16 protein-coding genes and 1 pseudogene are annotated in these 23,746 nt (G+C 44.1%); 12 read left to right on the top strand and 5 right to left on the bottom strand.

The window, feature by feature from the left end; all coding sequences use genetic code 11:
• Window positions 1-120: 120 nt before the first annotated feature.
• The 10 genes and pseudogenes from NBH15_RS26575 to NBH15_RS26535 all read left to right on the top strand — a co-directional run.
• Window positions 121-294: pseudogene (locus NBH15_RS26575) on the top strand (ATP-binding protein); the annotation flags it as partial.
• Between the two features lie 792 nt (window positions 295-1,086).
• Window positions 1,087-1,797, top strand: coding sequence for a DUF6261 family protein (locus NBH15_RS26570; RefSeq protein WP_128135210.1), 711 nt, complete (start codon window positions 1,087-1,089; stop codon window positions 1,795-1,797).
• 429 nt (window positions 1,798-2,226) lie between these two features.
• Window positions 2,227-2,307, top strand: a complete 81-nt coding sequence (locus NBH15_RS29450) for a potassium-transporting ATPase subunit F (RefSeq protein WP_118318664.1) — start codon at window positions 2,227-2,229, stop codon at window positions 2,305-2,307.
• A 20-nt stretch (window positions 2,308-2,327) separates the two neighbouring features.
• Window positions 2,328-4,037 carry a potassium-transporting ATPase subunit KdpA gene (kdpA, locus tag NBH15_RS26565; RefSeq protein WP_250824004.1) on the top strand — a complete coding sequence of 570 codons (1,710 nt, stop codon included), beginning with the start codon at window positions 2,328-2,330 and terminating at the stop codon, window positions 4,035-4,037.
• Window positions 4,038-4,384: 347 nt separating this feature from the next.
• Window positions 4,385-6,427: a potassium-transporting ATPase subunit KdpB gene (gene kdpB, locus NBH15_RS26560; protein ID WP_128135208.1), complete on the top strand. Its 2,043-nt coding sequence runs from the start codon at window positions 4,385-4,387 to the stop codon at window positions 6,425-6,427.
• A 409-nt stretch (window positions 6,428-6,836) separates the two neighbouring features.
• A complete protein-coding gene (locus NBH15_RS26555; RefSeq protein WP_128135207.1) occupies window positions 6,837-7,418 on the top strand; it encodes a K(+)-transporting ATPase subunit C in 582 nt (193 codons plus the stop codon).
• Between the two features lie 239 nt (window positions 7,419-7,657).
• Window positions 7,658-8,362: a TorF family putative porin gene (locus NBH15_RS26550; RefSeq protein WP_233567477.1), complete on the top strand. Its 705-nt coding sequence runs from the start codon at window positions 7,658-7,660 to the stop codon at window positions 8,360-8,362.
• Window positions 8,363-8,379: 17 nt separating this feature from the next.
• A complete protein-coding gene (locus NBH15_RS26545) occupies window positions 8,380-9,501 on the top strand; it encodes a sensor protein KdpD (RefSeq protein ID WP_128135206.1) in 1,122 nt (373 codons plus the stop codon).
• Between the two features lies 1 nt (window position 9,502).
• Window positions 9,503-11,233 carry a HAMP domain-containing sensor histidine kinase gene (locus tag NBH15_RS26540; protein WP_128135205.1) on the top strand — a complete coding sequence of 577 codons (1,731 nt, stop codon included), beginning with the start codon at window positions 9,503-9,505 and terminating at the stop codon, window positions 11,231-11,233.
• 29 nt (window positions 11,234-11,262) lie between these two features.
• A complete protein-coding gene (locus NBH15_RS26535; protein WP_250824003.1) occupies window positions 11,263-12,606 on the top strand; it encodes an aspartate kinase in 1,344 nt (447 codons plus the stop codon).
• A gap of 85 nt (window positions 12,607-12,691) precedes the next feature.
• Here the strand turns inward: NBH15_RS26535 and mscL are convergent, their stop codons facing one another.
• Both mscL and hcp read right to left on the bottom strand, forming a co-directional pair.
• Window positions 12,692-13,117: a large-conductance mechanosensitive channel protein MscL gene (gene mscL, locus NBH15_RS26530; protein ID WP_007659472.1), complete on the bottom strand. Its 426-nt coding sequence runs from the start codon at window positions 13,115-13,117 to the stop codon at window positions 12,692-12,694.
• Between the two features lie 75 nt (window positions 13,118-13,192).
• A complete protein-coding gene (gene hcp, locus NBH15_RS26525; RefSeq protein ID WP_250824002.1) occupies window positions 13,193-14,848 on the bottom strand; it encodes a hydroxylamine reductase in 1,656 nt (551 codons plus the stop codon).
• A gap of 362 nt (window positions 14,849-15,210) precedes the next feature.
• Here hcp and NBH15_RS26520 point away from each other — a divergent pair, with 362 nt between their 5' ends.
• Both NBH15_RS26520 and NBH15_RS26515 read left to right on the top strand, forming a co-directional pair.
• Complete coding sequence (locus tag NBH15_RS26520; RefSeq protein ID WP_250824001.1) at window positions 15,211-15,879, top strand: Crp/Fnr family transcriptional regulator; 669 nt, start codon at window positions 15,211-15,213, stop codon at window positions 15,877-15,879.
• A 218-nt stretch (window positions 15,880-16,097) separates the two neighbouring features.
• Window positions 16,098-20,327 carry a cellulase family glycosylhydrolase gene (locus tag NBH15_RS26515; protein WP_250824000.1) on the top strand — a complete coding sequence of 1,410 codons (4,230 nt, stop codon included), beginning with the start codon at window positions 16,098-16,100 and terminating at the stop codon, window positions 20,325-20,327.
• Window positions 20,328-20,406: 79 nt separating this feature from the next.
• Here NBH15_RS26515 and NBH15_RS26510 read toward each other — a convergent pair whose 3' ends face one another.
• From NBH15_RS26510 to NBH15_RS26500, 3 genes are all read right to left on the bottom strand, one after another.
• Window positions 20,407-20,919, bottom strand: coding sequence for a ferritin-like domain-containing protein (locus tag NBH15_RS26510; protein WP_007659478.1), 513 nt, complete (start codon window positions 20,917-20,919; stop codon window positions 20,407-20,409).
• A gap of 114 nt (window positions 20,920-21,033) precedes the next feature.
• Window positions 21,034-22,194, bottom strand: coding sequence for a lactaldehyde reductase (gene fucO / locus NBH15_RS26505; RefSeq protein ID WP_244050200.1), 1,161 nt, complete (start codon window positions 22,192-22,194; stop codon window positions 21,034-21,036).
• Window positions 22,195-22,323: 129 nt separating this feature from the next.
• A complete protein-coding gene (locus tag NBH15_RS26500; protein ID WP_128135201.1) occupies window positions 22,324-23,202 on the bottom strand; it encodes a pirin family protein in 879 nt (292 codons plus the stop codon).
• Between the last annotated feature and the right edge of the window lie 544 nt (window positions 23,203-23,746).

Genomic DNA, 23,746 nt, shown 5'->3' with positions numbered 1-23,746 from the left:
ATGACCATTATCAATGCTTTACGGGCAAAACTTGTGGCGAGAATGTTCGCCGTTATCAAAAGGGATGAATTTTATTCTCCTATTTTATCGGAAAATTTTTGCTAAAAACATAAGAATATGAAAGAAATATTCCATCGTTTCACAAAGCTGAATACATTTATTCAGGGAAGCGGTTTAGGCCTGAGTATATGTGAAATGATTGTTCATAAGCTAGGTGGTAGGATATGGGTGGATTCGGAAATAGACAGAGGTACCTGTTTCTGGTTCACCGTACCTTACCAATTTACCGAATAATATTTTTTTAGATTTTAAGTTATTAGGTCGTGAGACCTGCTGTAGCCAGATATGTCGTGAGATATAGGCTACCTTTACTATTATTAAAGCCCCGGGCCCTATATATACCGGGGCTTTATTTTTTTGTTCCCCGCCAGGGGAATGATTTAGCTGTAAAATTATGTGAACGCCAATAGGATATTTTTGCCTGAAAGGTGTGTTAATTATAGTCGTATAAGAGGTGTTGTGAGAGCTGAAAAACAATAGGAAAAGGTGTTAAATATGAATGACTAAATTAATCGACCCTTTTTTCTAGTCACTTTTAAACACTTCTTTGAAAATGACTGTTTATGCCTTTTCACCAACCATAAGAATAAAATAATCAATGATTTTCATTCATTTTTCGGTGTAGAAGATTTGTTGGTAAATTTATTTTCATTTACTTTGCAGGTGACTAGAAAAAAGGGTCGTTATATCTAGTCATTTTGGTGTTAATAAATATGAATAAAAAAGAAACCGGACCCTTAAACGGGCTATAATACAGGTCTGATGTATATGAAGAGAATGCAATCAGGGAATCCTTCGGACGTCCTTAAATGGGCGGAGAAGGGATAAATAGAATAAATTCGCTTGTAAATCAGTTGGTCGTGAGATAAAACTGAAAGTAACCCCTCTTCAAACTTATTTTTGAAGAGCCTCGCACTTTGGAGTTCCCCGGATATAAATACCGGGGGACTGTGGCGGGGAAATCGTGCTTTCATGAATGAATCCACACCTTTTATTATTATATTATCAATTAAAATATTCATTTCTATGATAAAGATACAGCCGTTTGAAACGAGAACACAGTTGAGTAACAGGGATAGTCTGAGTTTCGGGCATGAGATAGAAATAATTATTGACATTAAAGGTGCCGATGTTTTTGGGATAAACGATGTATTCTCTGATTATAAAGCGAAGTTGCAAGCATTCAATGATTCTGTCATCTATATACCTAAAAATGCTTATACGGAACAGATGAAGAGAGTCAGCCAGCAGCGTCAGAGCCTTCATATTGCCATAGTTATTGAGATAAAAAACTATCTGAGGCATTTCGATATAGTAAGAATAAATGCCGCCACGCATCTAAAGCCCCTTGCCGATTCGTTTTTAAGGGTGCAGAAGCTGTCGTTTGACAATCAGACAAATTTTATAGACAATTTCTTGCAGACGCTGGCCTCGGATGAATATAAAAGGGAAGTCGCCCTGCTGGAATTGGGTAATTGGACGGATGAACTTAAAAGGGTGAACGACATTTGTGAGAAGCTGACATTGAAACATTATAAAGAACACTCCGGAAAAACCGGAAAAGGAAATAGCGGAACAACGCGCCTCGCCTATGAGGCGTCTTATAATATATTGGTGGAAAAATTGAATGCACTGGAAAGGGTCGACGGTGATGAAAGTTATGCAGAGCTTTTCACATGGTGGAATGCGCGTATCGACCATTACCGTGCGATGACCTCCAATAACCTCAGGCCGTGAGGTCTTACGTAACCGTATATGTCATGAGACATAGATTACTTAAATCATTCTAAGCCCCGGAAATAATCGGTATTTCCGGGGCTTTTTTTCTATTCCCGCACTCTCTTTTTCATCTTTCCGTTTTAGTATACTTTACCGTTTTGACAGGCTGACCTTTTCAAAATGGAAGGGTTGCCTCTTCCGGCGTTACACTGCGTTTTTCTGATAAGTATTTGTGATACAGTTCTTAACGGGTTGTTGCCTCCGCTTTGGCACGGCTTTGGCATATAGAAGGGCAAAATGATTTGTATAAACGATTAAAAGACAAAGCTATGTTAGAGAATGAAATTGTATCATTTATTTTTTTATGTGCGGTAGGTAGCCTTTGCTACTGGTTTTTTTTCAAGTGTGTAGATTGGTTCGAAAAGATTTAAAGGAAGGAGGAGAGATATGTTCGTAGCACTGTTTATACTCTGCCTGATTATCTTCGGGTATCTGATGTATGTGTTGATTAAGCCCGAAAAGTTTTAAACAAATATGAAGGTAAAAAGATGAATACGGAATTATTAGGTAGCATCGCGCAAATAGTACTCATGGTCGTGCTGGCCTACCCGCTGGGGAAGTACATTGCAAAAGTTTATAAAGGGGAGAAGACCTGCCTGGACTTCATCGCCCCGGTGGAAAGATGGATTTTTAAACTGTGCGGCATCGACCCGAACGTGGAAATGAGTTGGAAGAGTTTCCTCAAAGCATTGCTGACCATTAATCTGTTTTGGTTTTTCTGGGGAATGTTCCTACTGTATTTCCAGCAGTACCTGCCGTTGAATCCCGACGGCAATGCGAGCCAGTCGTCGCACCTGTCGTTTAATACCTGTATCAGTTTCATGGTGAACTGTAACTTGCAGCATTACAGCGGCGAGAGCGGGTTGACTTATTTTACACAGTTGTTTGTCATCATGCTCTTCCAGTTTATTACGGCGGCAACGGGTATGGCGGCCCTGGCGGGAGTTTTCAAGGCGATGGCATCGAAATCGACTAATACGATCGGTAACTTCTGGAATCTGATGATGAAGAGCTGTACACGTATCCTGCTGCCGTTGGCGTTGGTGGTTGGTTTTATTCTGATTATAGAAGGTACGCCGATGGGATTCGACGGCAAGATGAAGCTGACGACGTTGGAAGGACAGGAACAACTTGTTTCGCAAGGTCCGGCTGCTGCAATCATCCCTATCAAACAGTTGGGAACGAATGGTGGTGGTTACTATGGGGTTAACTCTTCGCATCCGCTGGAAAACCCGTCTTACCTGACGAATATGGTGGAATGTTGGTCCATCCTTATACTGCCGATGGCGATGGTGTTTGCATTGGGATTTTATCTGAAACGGAAGAAACTTGCCTATTCGATATTCGGGGTGATGCTGTTTGCCTACCTCGTGAGTGTCGGCATCAATACATACTATGAAACGAAGGGGAACCCGATGATCTCGGCTATGGGAATCGACCAGCAGGCCGGTGCCATGGAAGGAAAGGAAACCCGCCTCGGTCCGGCTGCCACCGCTTTGTGGAGTTGCACGACGACGGTGACTTCCAACGGTTCGGTGAATGGTATGCATGATAGCACGATGCCGCTGTCGGGAATGATGGAGATGTTGAATATGCAGATTAATACCTGGTTCGGCGGTGTAGGCGTGGGATTCATGAATTATTACGCTTTCCTGATTATCGCTGTCTTTATCAGCGGGTTGATGGTCGGGCGCACGCCTGAGTTCCTGGGAAAGAAAGTGGAGGCACGCGAGATGAAGATTGCGACGATTGTGGCGCTGGCTCATCCGTTCGTTATCCTGATCGGCACGGCGGTGGCATGCTATTATTGGGTATATAATCCGGCCTTTGTGGAGGCGGAAGGAGGGTGGCTGAATAATCCTGGCTTCCACGGACTTAGCGAGATGCTTTACGAATATACGTCGTCTTCGGCAAACAACGGGTCGGGATTTGAAGGACTGGGCGATAATACCTATTTCTGGAACTTCACGACTGGCCTGGCACTGATTATCAGCCGTTATCTTCCTATCGTCGGGCAGGTTGCCATTGCGGGACTGCTGGCACAAAAGAAATATATCCCGGAAAGTGCAGGGACATTGAAGACAGATACGGCCACATTTGCCGTGATGACGTTCAGCGTAATCTTTATCGTTGCCGCCCTGTCTTTCTTCCCTGCGCTGACGCTGGGGCCGATAGCAGAATATTTCTCGATATATTAATAACGATTGATTGAATTAATACGTATCACAGTTTATTAAATTATGAATGTTTATTAGTAAAAACTGATTGTAACTTTTTCCCCTCTTGAGAGGGGGCAGGGGGTGTGTCATATCTCAGCCTGTAAACCGGCTTTATCATGCTACCCTCAATATAAATTAAACTATTTCCATGTTAATGCATTTTAAGCCTGCTTTATTGATATGTGTTAACACACCCCCTACCCCCTCTCGAGAGGGGAGAAGTTACTCCCGGCACTATAAGCATCTAGCTGATATTTTCCGGTATATGAAATTAACTCTGTCAATAGATATACAATTTATATCGAAACATAAAAAGAATAAGTAATATGAAAAATAATAAAGCCGCTTCCCTGTTTCCCAGGGAGCTTGTTATAGAAAGTTTGAAGCAATCGTTCGTGAAGCTGAACCCGAAGACGATGTTCAAGAATCCAATCATGTTTATCGTGGAGGTTGTCACGTTCGTAATGCTCTTTGTTACCATCTGGTCCGCTGCGACGGGCGACCACACGCAGGGTTCGTTCGGATACAATATGTTGGTTTTCATTGTGCTGTTTGTCACCTTGCTCTTTGCCAATTTTGCCGAGGCAATAGCCGAAGCACGCGGCAAAGCGCAGGCAGACAGCTTACGGAAAACTCGTGAGGAGACACCTGCCAAACTAATCGGTGCGAATGGCAGTATCACGACAGTCAGCAGTTCGCAACTGAAGAAAGGCGATGTTTTTATCTGTGAGGCAGGCGATACCATCCCTTCCGACGGTGAGATTATCGAAGGACTCGCCTCTATCGACGAAAGTGCCATAACAGGCGAATCGGCCCCGGTCATCCGCGAGGCAGGCGGCGATAAAAGTTCGGTAACGGGCGGTACGAAAGTTTTGTCTGACCAGATACGTGTGAAAGTGACTACGCAGCCAGGCGAAAGTTTCCTTGATAAGATGATCGCCCTGGTTGAGGGCGCTTCCCGCCAGAAAACACCCAATGAGATTGCGTTGACTATCCTGCTGGCAGGTTTTACGTTAGTGTTCGTGGTTGTTTGCGGGACGTTGAAGCCTATGGCTGATTATTCGAATACACAGATTACGATTGCTGCCTTTATCTCCTTGTTCGTCTGCCTGATTCCGACGACGATCGGAGGACTGCTTTCTGCTATCGGCATCGCCGGCATGGACCGTGCCTTGCGTGCAAATGTAATTACCAAATCCGGCAAGGCTGTAGAGACGGCAGGTGATATCGACACGCTGCTACTCGATAAAACAGGAACGATCACGATTGGCAACCGTAAGGCAACCCAGTTCTATCCTGTAAAATGGATTGACGAACAGGCATTTGTTCAGGCTTGCCTGATGGCATCCTTATCCGACGAAACGCCTGAGGGTAAATCTATTGTGGAACTGGGACGCGAAAAGGGTGTCCGCATCCGCGACCTGAGTACGTCGGGTTCCCGCATGATTAAATTTACGGCGGAAACGAAATGTTCCGGCGTCGACCTGAAAGACGGAACACGTATCCGCAAGGGAGCTTTCGATGCCATCCGCCGGATGAGCGAGGCTGCCGGAAATAAATATCCGGAAGAAGTAGCCGAACTGGTGGAAAAGATTACCAGCAACGGAGGGACGCCGCTGGTTGTTTCGCAGGATGATTTTATCATCGGTGTGATTGAGTTGCAGGATATTATCAAGCCGGGAATACAGGAACGTTTTGAACGTCTCCGCAAGATGGGTGTCAAGACCGTTATGGTGACAGGCGATAACCCGCTGACTGCAAAATATATCGCTGAAAAGGCTGGCGTAGACGACTACATTGCCGAAGCCAAGCCGGAAGATAAAATGAACTATATCAAGAAGGAGCAGGAAGCCGGCAAACTGGTCGCCATGATGGGTGACGGAACGAACGACGCTCCCGCACTGGCCCAGGCAAACGTCGGTGTTGCCATGAACAGCGGTACGCAGGCAGCCAAGGAGGCCGGAAATATGGTGGACCTCGACAACGACCCGACCAAGCTCATCGAAATCGTTGAAATCGGTAAACAGTTGTTGATGACGCGCGGAACGCTGACCACATTCAGTATCGCAAACGATGTTGCCAAGTATTTTGCCATCGTGCCGGCTTTGTTCATGGTCGCTATCCCACAGTTGGCAGCATTGAATATCATGCACCTGCATAGTCCGCAAAGCGCGATACTCAGTGCAGTTATTTTCAATGCGCTCATCATCCCGATACTGATTCCGTTGGCATTGCGCGGTGTGGCTTACAAGCCGATCGGGGCCTCTGCCCTGCTTCGCCGCAACTTGCTCATCTATGGGGTAGGAGGGATAATCGCTCCGTTCGTCGGCATCAAGCTGATCGATTTGGTGGTAAGCATGTTTATGTAAATAATTATCCTTATAGGATAAAAGATAAAAATGTATAATGACAGCGTCTTCACCCTGTAAGGACATACAAATCAATATAGTGCCAGCGTCTTTGCCCTGTAAGGACATACAAATCAATGTGGCGCCAGCGTTTTCGCCCTGTAAGGGCGTAACAAATCAGCCCCAGGTTTCAACCTGGGGAATCCTTAGGTTCTTCTTTTATTATAGCACCCTGTAAGGGTGCGACAAGATAAATACTGGCTTTTTTATCTTGTATTACCCTTACAGGGTAAAAGAGAAGAAAGGAAATATTACCAACCCCAGGGTTGGAACCCTGGGCTAATATGTATCACCCTTACAGGGTGAGTAAAACAGGCTTTTATTATTGAACTTATATTATTAACGGTTATATTTTAAATAACAAACAAGTATGATATCAACTCTTTTCAAATCATTTAAACTGACAATAGCATTCAGTCTGTTGTTTAGTATCTGCTACATATTCGTCTTATGGATTTTTGCACAGGTAGCAGGCCCGAACAAAGGCAACGCCGAAGTTCTTGAACTCGATGGCAAAATCGTGGGAGCCGCAAACGTAGGCCAGAACTTCACGGAGGACATCTATTTCTGGGGACGCCCCTCTTGTGCAGGCGACGGCTACGACGCTTCCTCTTCCGCCGGAAGCAACAAAGGCCCTTCCAACGAAGAATACCTTTCGGAAGTCAAAGCCCGCATCGACACCTTCCTCGTTCATCATCCTTATCTGACACGTGAGGAAGTGCCCGCCGAAATGGTCACCGCCAGTGCTTCCGGACTAGATCCCGATATCTCCCCGAAAGCCGCCTATGCACAGGTACAACGTGTCGCACAGGCCCGAGGCCTCTCGCCCGAAAGCGTCATGGCTCTGGTGAGCAGCCATACCGAAGGACCATTATTAGGTTTGTTCGGCCCGGAGAAGGTCAATGTCCTGAAATTGAATATCGCTTTGGAAAAGGCAGAGAAAAATAAATAACAATCGTATCGAAATACCAAACGCAGGGTAAAAATCATCAGATAAACGTATTTATGGGCAAATACCTAGGTAAAAACGCATAAAAACAAATATTTATGGGTTAAATCGGCGGCGTAGTCCCCAAATAAATATATCGAATGATGAATACCCTGGTAAGAATGCATAAAACAATGAATATATCCATAAAACGCATAGTAACGGCGTTTCTGTTACTGTTTTTCACCTCTTTTACATGCGTCATGGCTCAAAAAGACGATAGCGGAGCCGCATTTACCGTGCAAGGGGACCTTGTGAGTTCGTATCTTTGGAGAGGGTTCTATCAAACGGGAGCAAGTTTCCAGCCGACCCTCGCTTTTAGCGTCGCCGGCTTCTCCCTGACAGCGTGGGGATCGACCGATTTCGACGGTTATAAATCTTCGGAAGGTGCCGCCAACAAGGAAATCGACCTGACGGCAGCCTATACCTTCGGCAATTCCGGACTTACCCTATCCATCGCCGACCTGTGGTGGGCCGGACAGGGCGCGAACAAATACTTCAACTTCAAAAGCCATGAAACCGCCCATCATTTTGAGGCCGGATTGGCTTATACGCTTCCCGTGGAGAAATTTCCCCTCTCCGTTGCCTGGTATACTATGTTTGCCGGACAAGACAAGGACGAGGACGGCAATCAGAACTATTCTTCCTACGTCGAACTCAATTATCCGTTTCGTGTGAAAACTGTCGACCTGACCGCCACCTGCGGTTTCCTTCCCTATACCTCTTACGGAGTTTATACGGGGGCGAAGACGAACGACGGATTTGCAGTTACCAACGTCGCGCTGAAAGGAAGTACCACTATAAAGTTCAGCGATTCATTCTCTTTGCCTATATTTGCGCAGGCTATTTGGAATCCCCGTATGGAAGATGCACATGTAGTCTTTGGAATCTCGCTAAGACCGTGGTAATCTGAAACAAGCAACTCATGGACAGAGAACAGAGCGTACAACACTTTTTAGATTTGCTGAAAAAATCCCGCCGTGGAAATTTCAAGATATACATCGGCATGATTGCCGGTGTGGGGAAAACGTACCGTATGTTGCAGGAGGCGCACGAATTGCTTCGGAGCGGTATCGACGTGCAGGTCGGTTACGTGGAAACACACGGCAGGGTTGAAACGGAGGCGTTGGTCGAAGGTCTACCTTTGATACCGCGCCGCCGGTCATTTTATAAAGGAAAAGAAGTGGAGGAGATGGATTTGCAGGCTATCCTGAATATCCATCCGGAGGTCGTGATAGTAGACGAACTGGCGCACACCAACATCGAAGGCAGCAAGAATGAAAAGCGCTGGCAGGACGTTACGGACATTTTGGAGGCGGGCATCAGCGTCATCACCGCCGTCAATATCCAGCATCTGGAAGGGTTGAACGAGGACGTGCAGGATATAACCGGCATCGAGATAAAGGAACGCATCCCCGACAGTGTCCTGGAGCAGGCGGACGAGGTGGTGAATATCGACCTGACAGCCGACGAACTGGTGAAACGCCTGACAGCCGGAAAAATATACAAGCCGGAAAAGATTCAGACGGCGCTGAACAACTTCTTCAAGTCTGAAAATATTCTTCAGTTGCGCGAACTTGCCCTGAAAGAGGTTGCGCTACGTGTCGAGAAGAAGGTGGAGAGCGCGGTCCCCGTCAATACAGGTGTCCGGCATGAAAAATTCCTGGCTTGCATCAGCAGTCATGAGAAGACGCCGCGTAAGGTCATCCGCAAGGCTGCCCGGCTGGCTACCCGCTACAACACGAAATTTTTTGTCCTCTACGTGCAGACGCCCCGCGAAAGTATCGACCGCATCCCGTTGGCAAACCAGCGTTACCTGTCGAATCATTTCAAGCTGGCAACTGAATTGGGAGGCGAAATCATACAAGTGCAGTCCAGAAGCATCCCCGACAGTATTATCGAAGTATGCCGCGAAAAGCAGATTTCGACCGTCTGCATCGGGAAGCCTGCCTTTACGCTTGTTTCCGTGTTCCGTGCCTGTTTCCAATACCGGAAATTGCTGAATAGCTTGTCGCAAATGAATATTGACCTGATAATATTGGCATAATATGTTACAGTCTGTTAGTCTAAAGATTAAAACGAAGCTCACCTATGGTATAGGTCTGCTGTTTGCAATGATTGTCCTGCTGGGCGGTCTTTCGGTAAAGAATATCTACCGCATGTCGGCGGATACGCAGAATATCCTGGCGGATAATTACAATACGCTCCTGTATTCGCGCCGTATGCTGGATGCCCTCGAACGTATCAAGACCGACCCGGTGGCGCGTACCGAGTTCGAAAAGAACCTGAACCTGCAAAAGGAGAATATAACGGAAGTGGACGAGAATGTCGCGACCACCCATCTGGTTACGCAATACGAATCCATGAAAAAGGATATGAACGACGCCTCCATCCAACGTGTCCGCATGGCGTTGAACGAGGTGATGAGCCTGAACATGGCTTCCATCTACCGGAAAAGCCAGGTGGCGGAGCATACGGCACATGAAGCCTTGCTGTGGATTTGCATCCTCGGCATCACCTGCATCCTGATAGCCTTTGCCTTCCTGATCCGCCTCCCCCGGTCCATCAACACGCCGATCCGCAAGCTGACAGACGGTATCATGGAGATTGCTAACCATAATTACGAGAAGCGCCTCGACCTTGGGAAATATGAAGAGTTCGCCGCCGTCGCCAACTCCTTCAACCGGATGGCGGAACGGCTGACCGAATATCGTAAAAGTACGCTGGCGGATATTATCCAGGGGAAAAAATACATCGAAGCCATCGTCAACAGCATCACCGAGCCGATCATCGGACTGGACGGGAACCGTAAAATACTTTTCGCCAACGATGTCGCCCTGACAATCCTCAATCTGAAACGTGAAAATGTCATCGGCAAGTCTGCTGCCGAACTGGCGCTGAAAAACGATCTCCTGCGACGCCTCGTGCGCGAACTGGTGCAACCCGACGAAAAGAAGGAACCGCTCAAAATTTATGCTGATAACAAAGAAAGTTATTTCAAGGTGCAATACATTCCCATCCATTTGACGGACGGGCAGAAAGACGTCAGCCAATACGTCGGCGACGTTATCCTCCTGAAAAACATCACCGAGTTCAAGGAACTGGATTCGGCAAAGACGACCTTCATTTCGACCATCTCTCATGAACTGAAAACACCTATTTCAGCCATCATGATGAGCCTCAAACTCCTGGAAGACCAGCGGGTAGGCGATATGAACAACGAACAGAAGGCGCTTGCCGAAAGCATCAAGGAAAGCAGCGACCGCCTGCTCGAAATAACCGGCGAGTTGCTCAAGATGACGCAGGTGGAAACCGGAAAACTGCAACTGAACCCGAAAATCACCAAGCCAATCGAACTGATAGACTATGCCATCAAGGCGAACCGTGTGCAGGCGGAGCGTTTCGGCTGCCATATAGAGGTCGAGTATCCGGAGAAAATCTCCAAACTCTTTGTCGACAGCGAAAAGATAGCCTGGGTCCTGACAAACCTTTTGTCGAACGCCATCCACTACACGCCGGAAAACGGACGCATCATCATCGGTGCCCGGCAGGAAGGCAAAGTCGTGGAGATATTCGTCCGCGATTTCGGCAAGGGCATCGACCCGCGTTACCACCAGAGTATCTTCGACCGTTACTTCCGCGTTCCCGGTACGAAAGTGCAGGGTAGCGGCCTCGGACTGGCTATCAGCAAGGACTTCGTCGAAGCTCATGGCGGAACCATTCGCGTGGAAAGCGAGATAGGAAAGGGCAGTACCTTTATCGTTTCATTTAATGTCTGATAATAAGTAAGAAAACACAGTAAACAATCATGAAAGTATTAAAATTTGGCGGTACATCTGTCGGCTCGGCCCGACGGATGAAGAACGTCGTATCCATTATATCCGGCGGTGAACCTAAAATTGTCGTCTTATCGGCGATGGCCGGAACAACTAATTCGCTGGTCGACATCACTCGTTGTTTCTATCGCAAGGAGGTCGATGAGGCCAATAAAATCATTACCCGTCTTGAACAGGCTTATGCCGGCCATATCGAGGATTTATATACCTCTGTCGCCTATAAGGAAAAGGCGCTGGAACTGGTAACGGAACGTTTCAATGAAATTTGGGCGTTTGCCGGTACACCTTTTACCGTCTTCGATGAAAAGGTGGTGCTGGCGCAGGGTGAATTGATTTCCACGGGCATGATGCATCTTTACCTGCAAGAGCAGGGAATGAAGTCGGCATTGCTTCCGGCCCTCGATTTTATGCGGATAAATGCCGACGGTGAGCCGGATATGTCCTACATCGAAGAGCATCTCGGAAAACTGCTGTCCCGCTTCCCGGACACGGATATCTTTATCACCCAGGGTTTCATCTGCCGGAACGCATACGGCGAGACAGATAACCTGCAACGCGGAGGAAGCGATTACAGTGCTTCCCTGATCGGAGTGGCCGTCCATGCCCGTGAAATACAGATATGGACGGACATCGACGGTATGCATAACAACGACCCGCGCGTAGTAAACCATACCGCTCCTGTCCGCCAGCTTAACTTTGAAGAGGCGGCGAAGCTCGCTTATTTCGGAGCGAAGATACTCCATCCTTTTTGCATCCGCCCGGCAAAGGAAAGCAATATTCCGGTCCGCCTGCTGAACTCCCTGCAACCCGATGCTCCCGGAACATTAATCTCGAATACCGCGGAGAAGGGCAGAATCAAGGCGGTAGCAGCGAAAGACAATATCGTCTTCATCAAAATGAAGTCGTTGAATATCCTGCCGCCTCATAAGTTCCTGAGCACGGTGTTCGATACATTCGCCCGCTACAAAACGGCCGTCGATATGGTGACGACCTCCGACATAGGCATCTCCGTGACGACCGACAATCCCGAACATTTGCAGGAAATAGTAGGCTGCCTGGAGAAATATGCAACAATCAGTGTCGAAAAGGATATGGTAATCGTCTGTGTGGTGGGCGACCTTGAATGGCAGAACGTCGGCTTCGAGGCAAGAATCATAGATGCGTTGAAAGACATTCCCGTGCGGATGATTTCTTACGGGGGAAGCAGCAGCAATGTCTCCCTGGTGATGAAGTCTGCCGATAAAACGCGTGCATTGCAGGCACTGAGCTCCCGTCTGTTCCCGAAACCGGATGAGACGGAAGCGATTGGTGCCTGAAAACAGAAGCGTGTCAAAAAGAGGCTGACCTCTGTTTTGACACGCTTCCCTGTTATTCAGGAAACCTTACGGATAAGGTTTTTCTTTATTTCTTTTCTTTCAGTAAGTCACGTATTTCAGTCAGCAACTGAACATCGGCTGGCGGAGCGGGAGGGGCGGCAGGCGCTTCTTCCGTTTTCTTTTTATTCAGGGCATTCATCCCTTTTACCATCATAAAGATAGCGAACGCGATAATGATAAAGTCGAAAGTCACCTGTATAAAATTCCCGTAATTGATTGTGACGGCAGGCGTAATGACTTTATCGCCTTCCATAACCGCCTGTTTCAGCACGATTTTCAAATCGGTAAAGTTGACACCACCCACCAGTAACCCTACGGCAGGCATGATAATATCTCCAACGACCGAAGATACGATTTTTCCGAAAGCACCACCAATGATGATACCGACAGCCATGTCAACGACGTTGCCGCGCATGGCAAACTGTTTAAATTCTTGTAAAAACTTTCCCATACATATTCGCCTTTTTTATGTTATAACCATAAATGATTGCATTTGGTTGCGAATATACAAAGTTTAGTTAAAATATCAGGCAAGAATTAGCTTTTCTATATCTTCATCCACGGTACTGATGGTTCCGATGCCGAAGTTTTCAACCAGTACCTTCGCCACGTTCGGTGAAAGAAATGCCGGCAACGTCGGTCCCAGGTGAATGTTCTTAACGCCCAGGCTCAGCAACGCCAGCAGGACGATAACCGCCTTCTGTTCATACCACGCAATGTTGTAAACAATTGGCAGCTCATTGATATCTTCCAGTCCGAAAGCCTCCTGCAACTTCATGGCGATAACGGCTAATGAATAACTGTCGTTGCATTGTCCGGCATCCAGCACGCGGGGAATGCCGCCGATGTCGCCGAGCGGCAGTTTATTGTAACGATATTTGGCACAACCGGCTGTCAGGATTACGCAGTCGGAAGGCAGTTCGCTGGCGAACTCCGTATAGTAGTTACGGCTTTTCATTCGTCCGTCGCAGCCGGCCATCACGACGAATTTACGGATTGCACCGCTCTTAACGGCATCGATCACCTTGTCGGCCAACGCCATAACCTGATTATGGGCAAATCCTCCGGTGATCTGTCCGTGCTCGATTTCTTTGGGCGCGTCACATCGTTTGGCATGGGCTATGATTTCCGAGAAGTCTTTTGTCTTGCCGTCTTCCCTTGACGGAATATGTTTCCATCCCGGAAAGCCTGTCGAGTTGGTTGTATACACACGGTCTTTATAAGAAGCTCCTTCCAGTGGCGGAACGATGCAGTTGGTCGTGAACAGGATTGGCCCGTTGAAGCTCTCGAACTCTTCCCGTTGTTTCCACCAGGCATTTCCGTAGTTGCCGACAAAGTGTTTGTATTTCTTGAAAGCCGGGTAATAGTTGGCCGGAAGCATTTCGCTATGCGTATATACATCGACTCCGGTTCCTTCCGTTTGTGCAAGCAGCTCTTCCATATCTTTCAGGTCATGGCCGCTAATCAGAATAGCCGGATTGTTGCGTACACCGATGTTCACCTGTGTAATCTCCGGATTACCGTAACTGCTGGTATTGGCCTTGTCGAGTAACGCCATTGCTTTTACACCGTAACTTCCGGTTTCCAATACAAGTGCCGTCAATTGTTCGGCCGAAAGGTCTTTCCGCAGAGTTTCGGCGAGAGCATGCTGTATGAAAGCATGTAAATCCTTTTCCTCGAATCCCAGATTGTCGGCATGTTCGACATAAGCTGCCATTCCCTTTAAGCCGTAGATGATGAGTTCTTTCAGGGAACGGATATCGGGATTGGCTTCACGCAACACACCGACCGTAAGGGCTTTTCCTTCGAAAGTACTTTCATCGCCTTTCCAGACCAGTTCATCGATGACCGGCAGTTCGATGCCGTGTCCGGCGGCCTCTTCTTTTAGCTGCTCCCTAAATTTCAAGCCGTTGACAATCCGGCCGGTAATACTCTCTATATCGAAGTTCGCATTTGTTATAGTTGAAAAGAGCGCATCGACAACGAAACGGTTGATATGCGCGGGAACTTCTACTCCGGCATTCCGTAACAGAGTAGCCACAACAGAAACACCTTTGGTGACAAATAAAAGCAGGTCCATCCGGTTGGCCGTTTCATCATCCTTCCCGCAGACACCCTTGATGGTACAACCGGTACCTTTCGCAGCTTCCTGACACTGAAAACAAAACATTTTTGCATCCATATTATTCTATAATTTATTGGTTTATATTATTCTGGAAACAAAAGTAGGACAGATTAGTTTCTTATATTGTACCAAATGTTACAAACGCGGATATTTCTTTGATAAACGCGGTCATACTTTCATTTGGACACGGGGGAAACATGTATCGGTTCCTATGTCATTTTATTTATCTGCTGATGTAAGCTGTTGCCGACGTCCTCGACAATATTGCCGACGCTGTCGAAAGCTTTGCCGACGTCGTCGATTATTTTGCCGACAGCGTCGGTAACAACTTGCCTTTGCAGGAAAATAAGGTTTCCTCCGTATCTTTTAGTATATTTGCCTGTATATATAATTGAATAAGCCTGTATATATAAATGAATATGATAGCAATTCTTTCTAAATCCATATTATTCCGGAATATCCCGGAGTCAGACATCTCCGGTTTGTTGGAAACGACGGCTTACCGGGTCGCATCTTACCGCCCAAAGGACATTATCGCTTTGCAGGGAACGCCATGCAATTATCTGATGATTGTGTTGAACGGGCTTTTGCAGGGACAGATGGTGAATGATGCGGGTAAACTCGTTGTTATTGAGGAATTGGAAGCGGCTCAGTTGTTAGCCCCCGCTTTTTTATATGCTCCGAAAAACAATTTGCCGGTAAATATCATCGCCGTGGAGCCATCGGAGATTTTATTTATCCACCGGGATGATTTTACCGTGTGGATGCAGCAGAACAGGCAGCTTCTTCAAAACTTCCTGATGCTGATATCCGGCAGGAGCCATTTCCTGAGTGACAAAATTATGTTCTTGTCTCTGAAGAATATAAAGAATAAGATAGCGGATTATTTGCTTCATAAATTGCCGGACGCGTCGTCTGCGGTGATTCATCTGACCGATACTCAGCAGGAGATAGCCGATTCATTTGGCGTGACCCGTCCTTCGTTGGCGCGTGCATTGGCGGAGATGGAGCAGGAGGGGATTATTTCTATAGACAGGAAAGTGATAACGATTTGTAACATGCAGCTTTTGCGGCAGATGGGGCAATAAAGCATCCTGTCGAAAATATTTTTGCCAGCCAATATCCTTAATAAGGATTAAAAGAAATTAATCCGTCAGCCCGATATACCGACTTCGGTCGGCTTTTAATTATCTTTGTAACTGAATTTTAGAACAGTGCCACAAACCGACCTCTTATAGTTTCAAAACCAATTGTTTTCTATTTAATTTTTTTGAATATCAGTCAAAGTCGAACTTTATTTAATTACATGATGAAAAGGGATTTATTTATTAAGTTAGTATTTATATGGGGATTATTTACCGGATTTACAGATATACATGCAGCCGGAGTAACTGAACCGGATAGGGCCAGTGATATTGTCTATGCGCTCCCGATAGAGAAAGTGATTCCGATTTTTGGCAGTCACTATAGTAAAACAAATAATAGTTTTAATATTTATGACAAGTGGGGGGATGAAAAGACAACACCTTCATTAGCACAGACTGAGGATGGCTTTAATCTTGTTAAATTATCGAATTTCGATTACCATCCATTGACTTTTTATAATTCACCTGCCGACTTATCGACGGCTACATACATAAATATAGATGCTTTTTTTAGCAAGGATGTCAGTACTGTAGGAATAAAATTATATCCGTCAGGTAACACGGATTATGAGTTTACCAGTAATAAAACATATAAAAAGGGAAAATGGCATTCCATCCAAATCCCTTTAAGCGAATTTGCTCGTGTTAAAGGAGACGAGGCGCTCCAAACAACTGCTTCTATGCTATTAAGCGTGCAAGGTGATGACGTTGGAGTTACTGCTTATCTTGACAATATCTATTTTTCTACAGAAGCAAATGAACCGATGGAAATACCGGCTGCTTTAATACCGGAACGCTCCGCCGCCAATGTCGTTAATTTCTATAGCACTAAATATGGAACAGGCACTGAAGTAGTCTTTTTAGAGTGGGGAGGAAAATATAATGTTTCAAAAAAAGAAGATAATGAAGGTAATGAATTGCTTAAATTATACGGGTTTAATACGGGTGCAATCCAGTATAATCTCAATAATCAAATACTGGAAATTGGAGATAACAACAAATTTCATTTAGATGTGTATGCGGGAAATGCCATTCCGGCTTTTAAAGTAACATTGATGCTTTATGATAATAGGATAGGCAATGCGGAAAATATCGAATTTGAAACACCGGAATATAATCTGGCTGCCAATGAATGGCATACTATTGATATTGATATCGATGATTTCCTGGAAGATACAGAGCGTAAAATAAGTACAATTCAAATCCATACCGGAAGCAGTAATAATACGATCTATTTGGATCATATCTATTTTTATAATGATGAAGATATCATTCCCGTAGAAGGTGCCCCGGAACACATGGCTTATCTTCCTCCCGTGCAATTAAATCCGGCGAATGTAATTTCTGTATTCAGCGATGCTTATGAAAACGGACTTTCGGATGGCTATCCCGAAATTGCTGATTGGGAGCAAAGCACTATAGATGCAATTGTTCGGCAGGGTAATAACTCCATTTACCAGTTAACGAAAACAAATCAATTCCCTCTTAAACTAGGAAACGTCAATCTTTCGGGAATGGATTCTTTGCATATCGATGTCTATTCGCCGGATGCAATATCTTTGAGCATTACGCTTGATGGCGGGACTAAACATTCTATTCCTCTAACGCTTGTTTCGAACGAATGGAACCGTATAAATATTGCATTATCAGAGTTTACAGATGTGCCTTTGGAAGAAGTTCATTATCTATCTCTTGAAGATGGAAATGAAAAGACTTTCTTTATTGATAATATTTATTTCTTCAAGAAAAAGGAACTATTCACTCCTTCTCCGATTGAGAATCTGAATAAGAAGTTGGGAAAAGGGATCAATTTAGGGAATATCTATGACCAATCGAATCTGGTATGGAATGATGCTTACGTTGCGATGGTAAAAGAACAAGGATTTACACATGTTCGTCTGCCCATCCGTTGGGATAATGACGGCAGAAGTATGAATGAAAAGCCTTATAATATTGATGAAGCGTTTATGCTTAAAATTAAAGCTGCCATTGATAAGATTCTTGCTGCCGATTTAAAGCTCGTCATCAACATGCATCATTATAACCCTTTAATGGAGTTATCGGGAAATGAACAGGCGAAAGAAATGGAGCGTTTCCTTGTTTTGTGGGCTCAAATTGCTGAGTATTTCCAGAATTATCCGGAGGATTTAGTCTTCGAAATACTCAATGAACCCAGAGATAATATGACGGTTGCGCTATGGAACGAATTGCTGGAAAAAGCTATAAATACCATACGAATAACGAATCCGAATCGGGCCATAATGGTTGGTACGACAGATTGGGGAACGGTCAATGGATTGGATGGATTAATACTTCCACAGGATAATCATCTTATTTTGACAGTCCATTATTATAATCCAATGCCGTTTACTCATCAGGGGGCTGAATGGTCCGGTAATCCTCCGGTAGGATATAAGTGGTATGATTCACAGAGTGATAGGGAGGCCGTAATAAATGATTTTAACCTTATCAGAGATTTTTCTGCGAAAAACAATAATATCCCTGTCCACATCGGTGAGTTCGGTACGTATGACAAAGCGGATCTGGATTCGCGCCTGCTCTGGACTACCTTTGTCACACGTACGATTGAGCGGTATGGTTACAGTTATGCCTATTGGGATTTTGGAACTGACTTTGGAATTTATGACGTTGCCACCGGACAATTCCGTCAGCATTTATTGGATGCTTTATTTACAAATAAAATTCCGAAAAAACCAATGGATTTGCATATTGTTGGGAGCGAAACCGTCTATGACAGCAATATAGATAAAGGTAGCAACTGGAACACCGGTTGGATTAACCAAACAAGTCATTGGATTAACTCTTGGGATGATGGTGAGCTGAAAGTTTCTATCATTAATGGTGGTGAAAATTCTTGGGACGTTCAACCGATTTTACTCACCAGCCTTGAAATGGGAGCGGTATATACAGTCACATTTACTGTCAGCGGAGATACTGAAGGTTTCACTTTTTCAAATTATATCGGGAAAAATGGTACCGCTTATATTCCCTATGGACCAAACTTATCTTTCTCTGCCAAACAGCAGGAGGAGACATATTCTTATACTTTTACTATGTTGAGGGATACGGATGATGCTGCACGTTTTACTTTAGATATGGGAGGAAAGGGAACAGGAACTTTTACATTCAAAAACATCTCTATAAAAAAAGGAACTTTGGCTATAAATGCTGCCGCTGTTCCTGAAATGGAAGAATCTGATGTATCTACAGTTTTTAGCTCTTTCTATAATAACGACTTACAGACTGTCGCATTTCCGGAAATGGACTTAACCATAAAAGGAGAAGAGGAAGATGTGAAAGGGAATAAAGTTATAAAACTGGAGAATTTCGATAAGCAGAATATCACTTTGGGAACATCTGTCCAGCTGAACGATAAAGGTCGTCTTTGTCTGAATGTATTTCCCAGAAGTGGAATGAGTCTGAAAATAACGGTTGGTAATGATACTGTAGAACAAGAATATAGTTATGATTTAAAACCTCATACATGGAATGCCCTTGATATGGATTTGGCCGGACTTCTTATTAAAACAGAAGGGAAGATTAACCGGATTAATTTATCCTGTGCACCCGGAGGTCGGACACTGTATCTTGATCATATTTATTTTTATGAAGAAAGTGAGGGAGAAGAACCATCTGAACCGGAAGAACCAGTCGGACCTACTGTAGCTGCTCCTACTCCTTTACAGGCAGAAAGCAGAGTTGTTTCTGTTTTCAGTGATGTTTATGCAAACATTCCTTATTCTTTTGATAGCCAGGAGGGGCAAACGACTAAAGTGGATGTTGTTAAAGTAGCAGGCAATAATACATGGAAATTGACTAACACCAATTCATTGTTTATCAACTTGGATAATTTAAAGGCCGATCACCTTGAACAATTACATCTGGATGTATGGACGCCTGATGCAGAAATATTTAGTATCTATTTGTCAGACGGAGTATTGGAAACTCCGGCTATAAAGATGGCAAGTATCGAGCAGAGATGGAACGCTTTGGATATACTTCTGTCTGATTATCAGAAATATATTAATATGGCAAATCTTTATTCTATCCGGCTGGAATCAAATAAACCTGGTGCTTATTATATTGACAATTTATATTTTTATTCAAGCCCGGCAACTGATAATAGTGCTATCCAACAGGTGAATGATATAACTTGTAGAATAATAAATAACCAATTGTTTGTTGAGTCACAAACTCCGCTTCGTTCCGTAATTATTTCTGATGTTTCCGGACGTATAAACAGTAACATAAAGGTGAATGGGGCTACTGCTGTGACTATTGATTTAAACTCAATGAGTAATGGGGTTTATTTCCTGCGGGCAGTTTGTTCCGATGGGAAAATAAAAACAACTAAGTTTCTGAAAAGATAAAACTGGATAAAAATAAACCCACAATTTTCTAAAAAAAGAGTGGGTTTATTTTTTTAAGTAATCTATACCGGACCAGGTATTACTTATTCAGGAAAGAACTTTTCATTCTGGCAATATCTGTCAGATAATCCTGCAAATCCTGTTCATGTTCTTCTTCCATAGCCAGGATATGTTTGGCTATTTCGCAGGTAGTAAAGTCTTTGCCATCTGTAAATTCGGCAATTTGCTGGTATCTGACAATGGCGCAACGTTCTGAAGCGACATTCTGGTTTAGCAGGCTGACAACATCGAAGTCATTTGGTACGTCATATTTGCATCTGGCCAGTTCGAACCATTGTTTCGGATCGAGAACGGGAACACCTTCCAGTTCGATGATACGGTCGGCCAATAGTTTGGCATGACCTAACTCTTCGTTGGCATGTTCTTCAAATTCAGCCTGTACGTTTGCACGCATAGCACCTTCTGCAACCAAAGCGCCTACCCAATATTGATAGTATGCTAACCATTCTTCTGATAATGCAGCGTTAAGCTGTGATAACAAACTTTCTACGTCTAGTTTTTTCTGTAGAATCTTAACACTTTCTTTTGCCATAATTGTAAAATTTAGTTTAGTATAATGCTCGTTCGTACTGTTCAAACAATACTGTCGTGTGTTTGTTCATACTAAACTAAATTGGAACGGTAATTTATTATTTTTTCTATTATGTTAGATATAGGCTTTCCGGTAGAGAGCAAGAAGGTCTTCGACGGTAACATCTCTCGGATTGCCGGGAGTACATACATCTGCATAAGCTGATTGGGCCAGTTGTTCCAGGTCTTCTTCCTTTACTCCGATCTCGCTTAGTTTCTGTGGAATGCCGATTTTCAGGGATAGTTGTTTGACGGATTCTACTGCAGCGACGGCTGCCGCTTCATCGTTCATTCCTTGTATGTCGCATCCCATTGCTTGTGCTATTTTCTTATATTTCTGAATGGAAGAAGGCATATTATATTCCATCACATAAGGAAGTAACAAAGCATTGGCAACTCCATGAGGTATGTTATAGAAAGCTCCCAGGGGATGAGCCATTCCGTGTACGGCTCCTAATCCGACGTTACTGAACCCCATACCTGCAATATATTGAGCTACTGCCATACCATTACGCGCTTCAAGATCATGGCCGTTGGCAACGGCCGCAGGAAGATGGCGGGCAATCATTTCAATGGCTTTCAGTTCAAACATATCTGACATTTCCCAGGAACCTTTGGTTATATAACCTTCGATTGCATGGGTGAGCGCATCCATGCCGGTCGCTGCGGTGAGCGATTTGGGCATGGAACTCATCAGCTCAGCATCGACGATTGCCAGGACTGGAATATCATTCGGGTCTACACAGACCATTTTCTTGACATTCTCTTCGTCGGTAATCACATAGTTGATAGTTACTTCTGCTGCTGTTCCTGCCGTAGTTGGCAAAGCTATAATAGGAACGGATTTGTTTTTGGTATTGGCTACACCTTCCAGTGAAACGACATTTGAGAATTCTGGGTTATTAGTAATAATTCCTATTGCTTTTGCCGTATCTGTCGGGGAACCGCCTCCTATGGCTATGATGAAATCGGCAGCAGATGCTGCATATGCTTTTACGCCGGCTTTTACATTTGTAACAGTTGGGTTTTGTTTTACTTCTGCAAAAGTGGTGTAGGGGATAGCCGCCTGTTCCAATATGTCGGTAACCTGTTTTACTACTCCAAATTTTACAAGATCATTATCTGTTACGATAAATGCTTTTTTAAGGTTTCTCCTTTTTACTTCTTCAGGGATAACACTCCTTGATCCCGAACCAAAGTAAGATGTTTCATTCAATACGATTCTGTTCGTGTTCATGATCGTTTTTCTTTTGTTATGTATTGTAATAGGGCGTCAAAAGTAAAGCATTACCAGTTTCTGAAACTTATAAATATGATATTTATGGTTTCAAAACTGATAATGCTTTTATGTTAGGATTATTGTCGTTTAATCGTCCAGTTTGCCGAACTTGCCGGCTCCCAAATCAATGTAAGCTTGTTTTAATTCTGCCACGTTATTCATAACGAACGGACCATATGCTGCAATAGGTTCTTTGATCGGTTCACCACTCATTATAAGTACAGTAGCTTTGTTTACAGCGTGGATGGTGAACGTTTCTCCTTTAGTTTCAAATAAAGCAAAATAATCGGTTGGAACCAATTCATTATTATTGATCTTTACGGAACCTTCAACGACTAAAATAGCAGTATTGTAATCTGCCGGAAATGAAAATTCAGCATTTCCACCTTTGTTTAGTTTAGCATTGAACAGATGCATCGGGGTAAAAGTAGATGCTATTCCGTTTGTATTCTGATATTTGCCTGCAATAACTTCTACCAGACCTGTGTTATCGGATAATTCGACTTTTGGTATCTGACTGTTTTCGATAGATTGATATTTAGGATCGGCTTTCTTATCCCTGGCGGGAAGATTGATCCATAATTGTACAATGTGGAATTCGCCTCCTTTCCGGCTGAAACTTTCTTCGTGATATTCCTTATGAAGTACTCCGGATGCGGCTGTCATCCATTGGATATCGCCCGGGCCGATCACGCCGCTGTTGCCTCTGCTGTCGTGATGGGCTACTTTTCCTTTATATACGATTGTGACGGTCTCAAACCCACGATGAGGGTGTACTCCGACTCCTCTCGGTTCTTTACGTGGAGAGAATTCCATTTTTGCATTATAATCTAACAGAATGAAAGGATTCATACGTTCCCTGCTTAGTTGTTCCAAATGCGGTATGAAATTATGAACTCTGAATCCGTCTCCAACCATATGCGGGGCAGGCGGAGCTATGATACTTTCTACTTTTTTTATTGTCATAAAATAATCTCTTTATTTTTTAGTAAAACAAAAAAGAAAACGGCTTTGTTGTTATAATTCGTTATTCCCATATTATAATGTATAGGGAAGGTTCTTGAAAAGATCTTAAGTTAGGCAATAACGCCTGAATTTTAAGGATAGTTGCAGAGTGAGACTTTGTTTGATTTTTTTATGCCTGTAACGATCAGTCGTTCAGAATTATAGTCTGTCAGTAACGATTTAGTTGAAAAAATAATCCCATAAAAGTTTGGAGCGTATGTTGTAAAGCACTACTTTTGCATCCGCATTCGAGAGAGAACGGCACTGCAAAACATGATGAAAAAAACTTTTAGAAAAACTTCCTAAAACATTTGGAAGTATGAAATAAAAGTTCTTATCTTTGCATCCACGTTCGCTAAAATAAAGCGAGTGTAACAATAAGAGTTCTTTGAAAGATTTACATATCAACAAGTAGTACAAGTATTAAAAATTAATACCGTCAATAACTTGAAAATAAATACGAATTCTGAGCATAAGATATAACAATTTAAACAACGAAGAGTTT

Source organism: Parabacteroides caeci (assembly GCF_023656795.1).
Lineage (GTDB): Bacteria > Bacteroidota > Bacteroidia > Bacteroidales > Tannerellaceae > Parabacteroides > Parabacteroides segnis.
The sequence above is the reverse complement of the archived record's forward strand: the minus strand, read 5'-3'. Positions and strand labels throughout refer to the sequence as shown.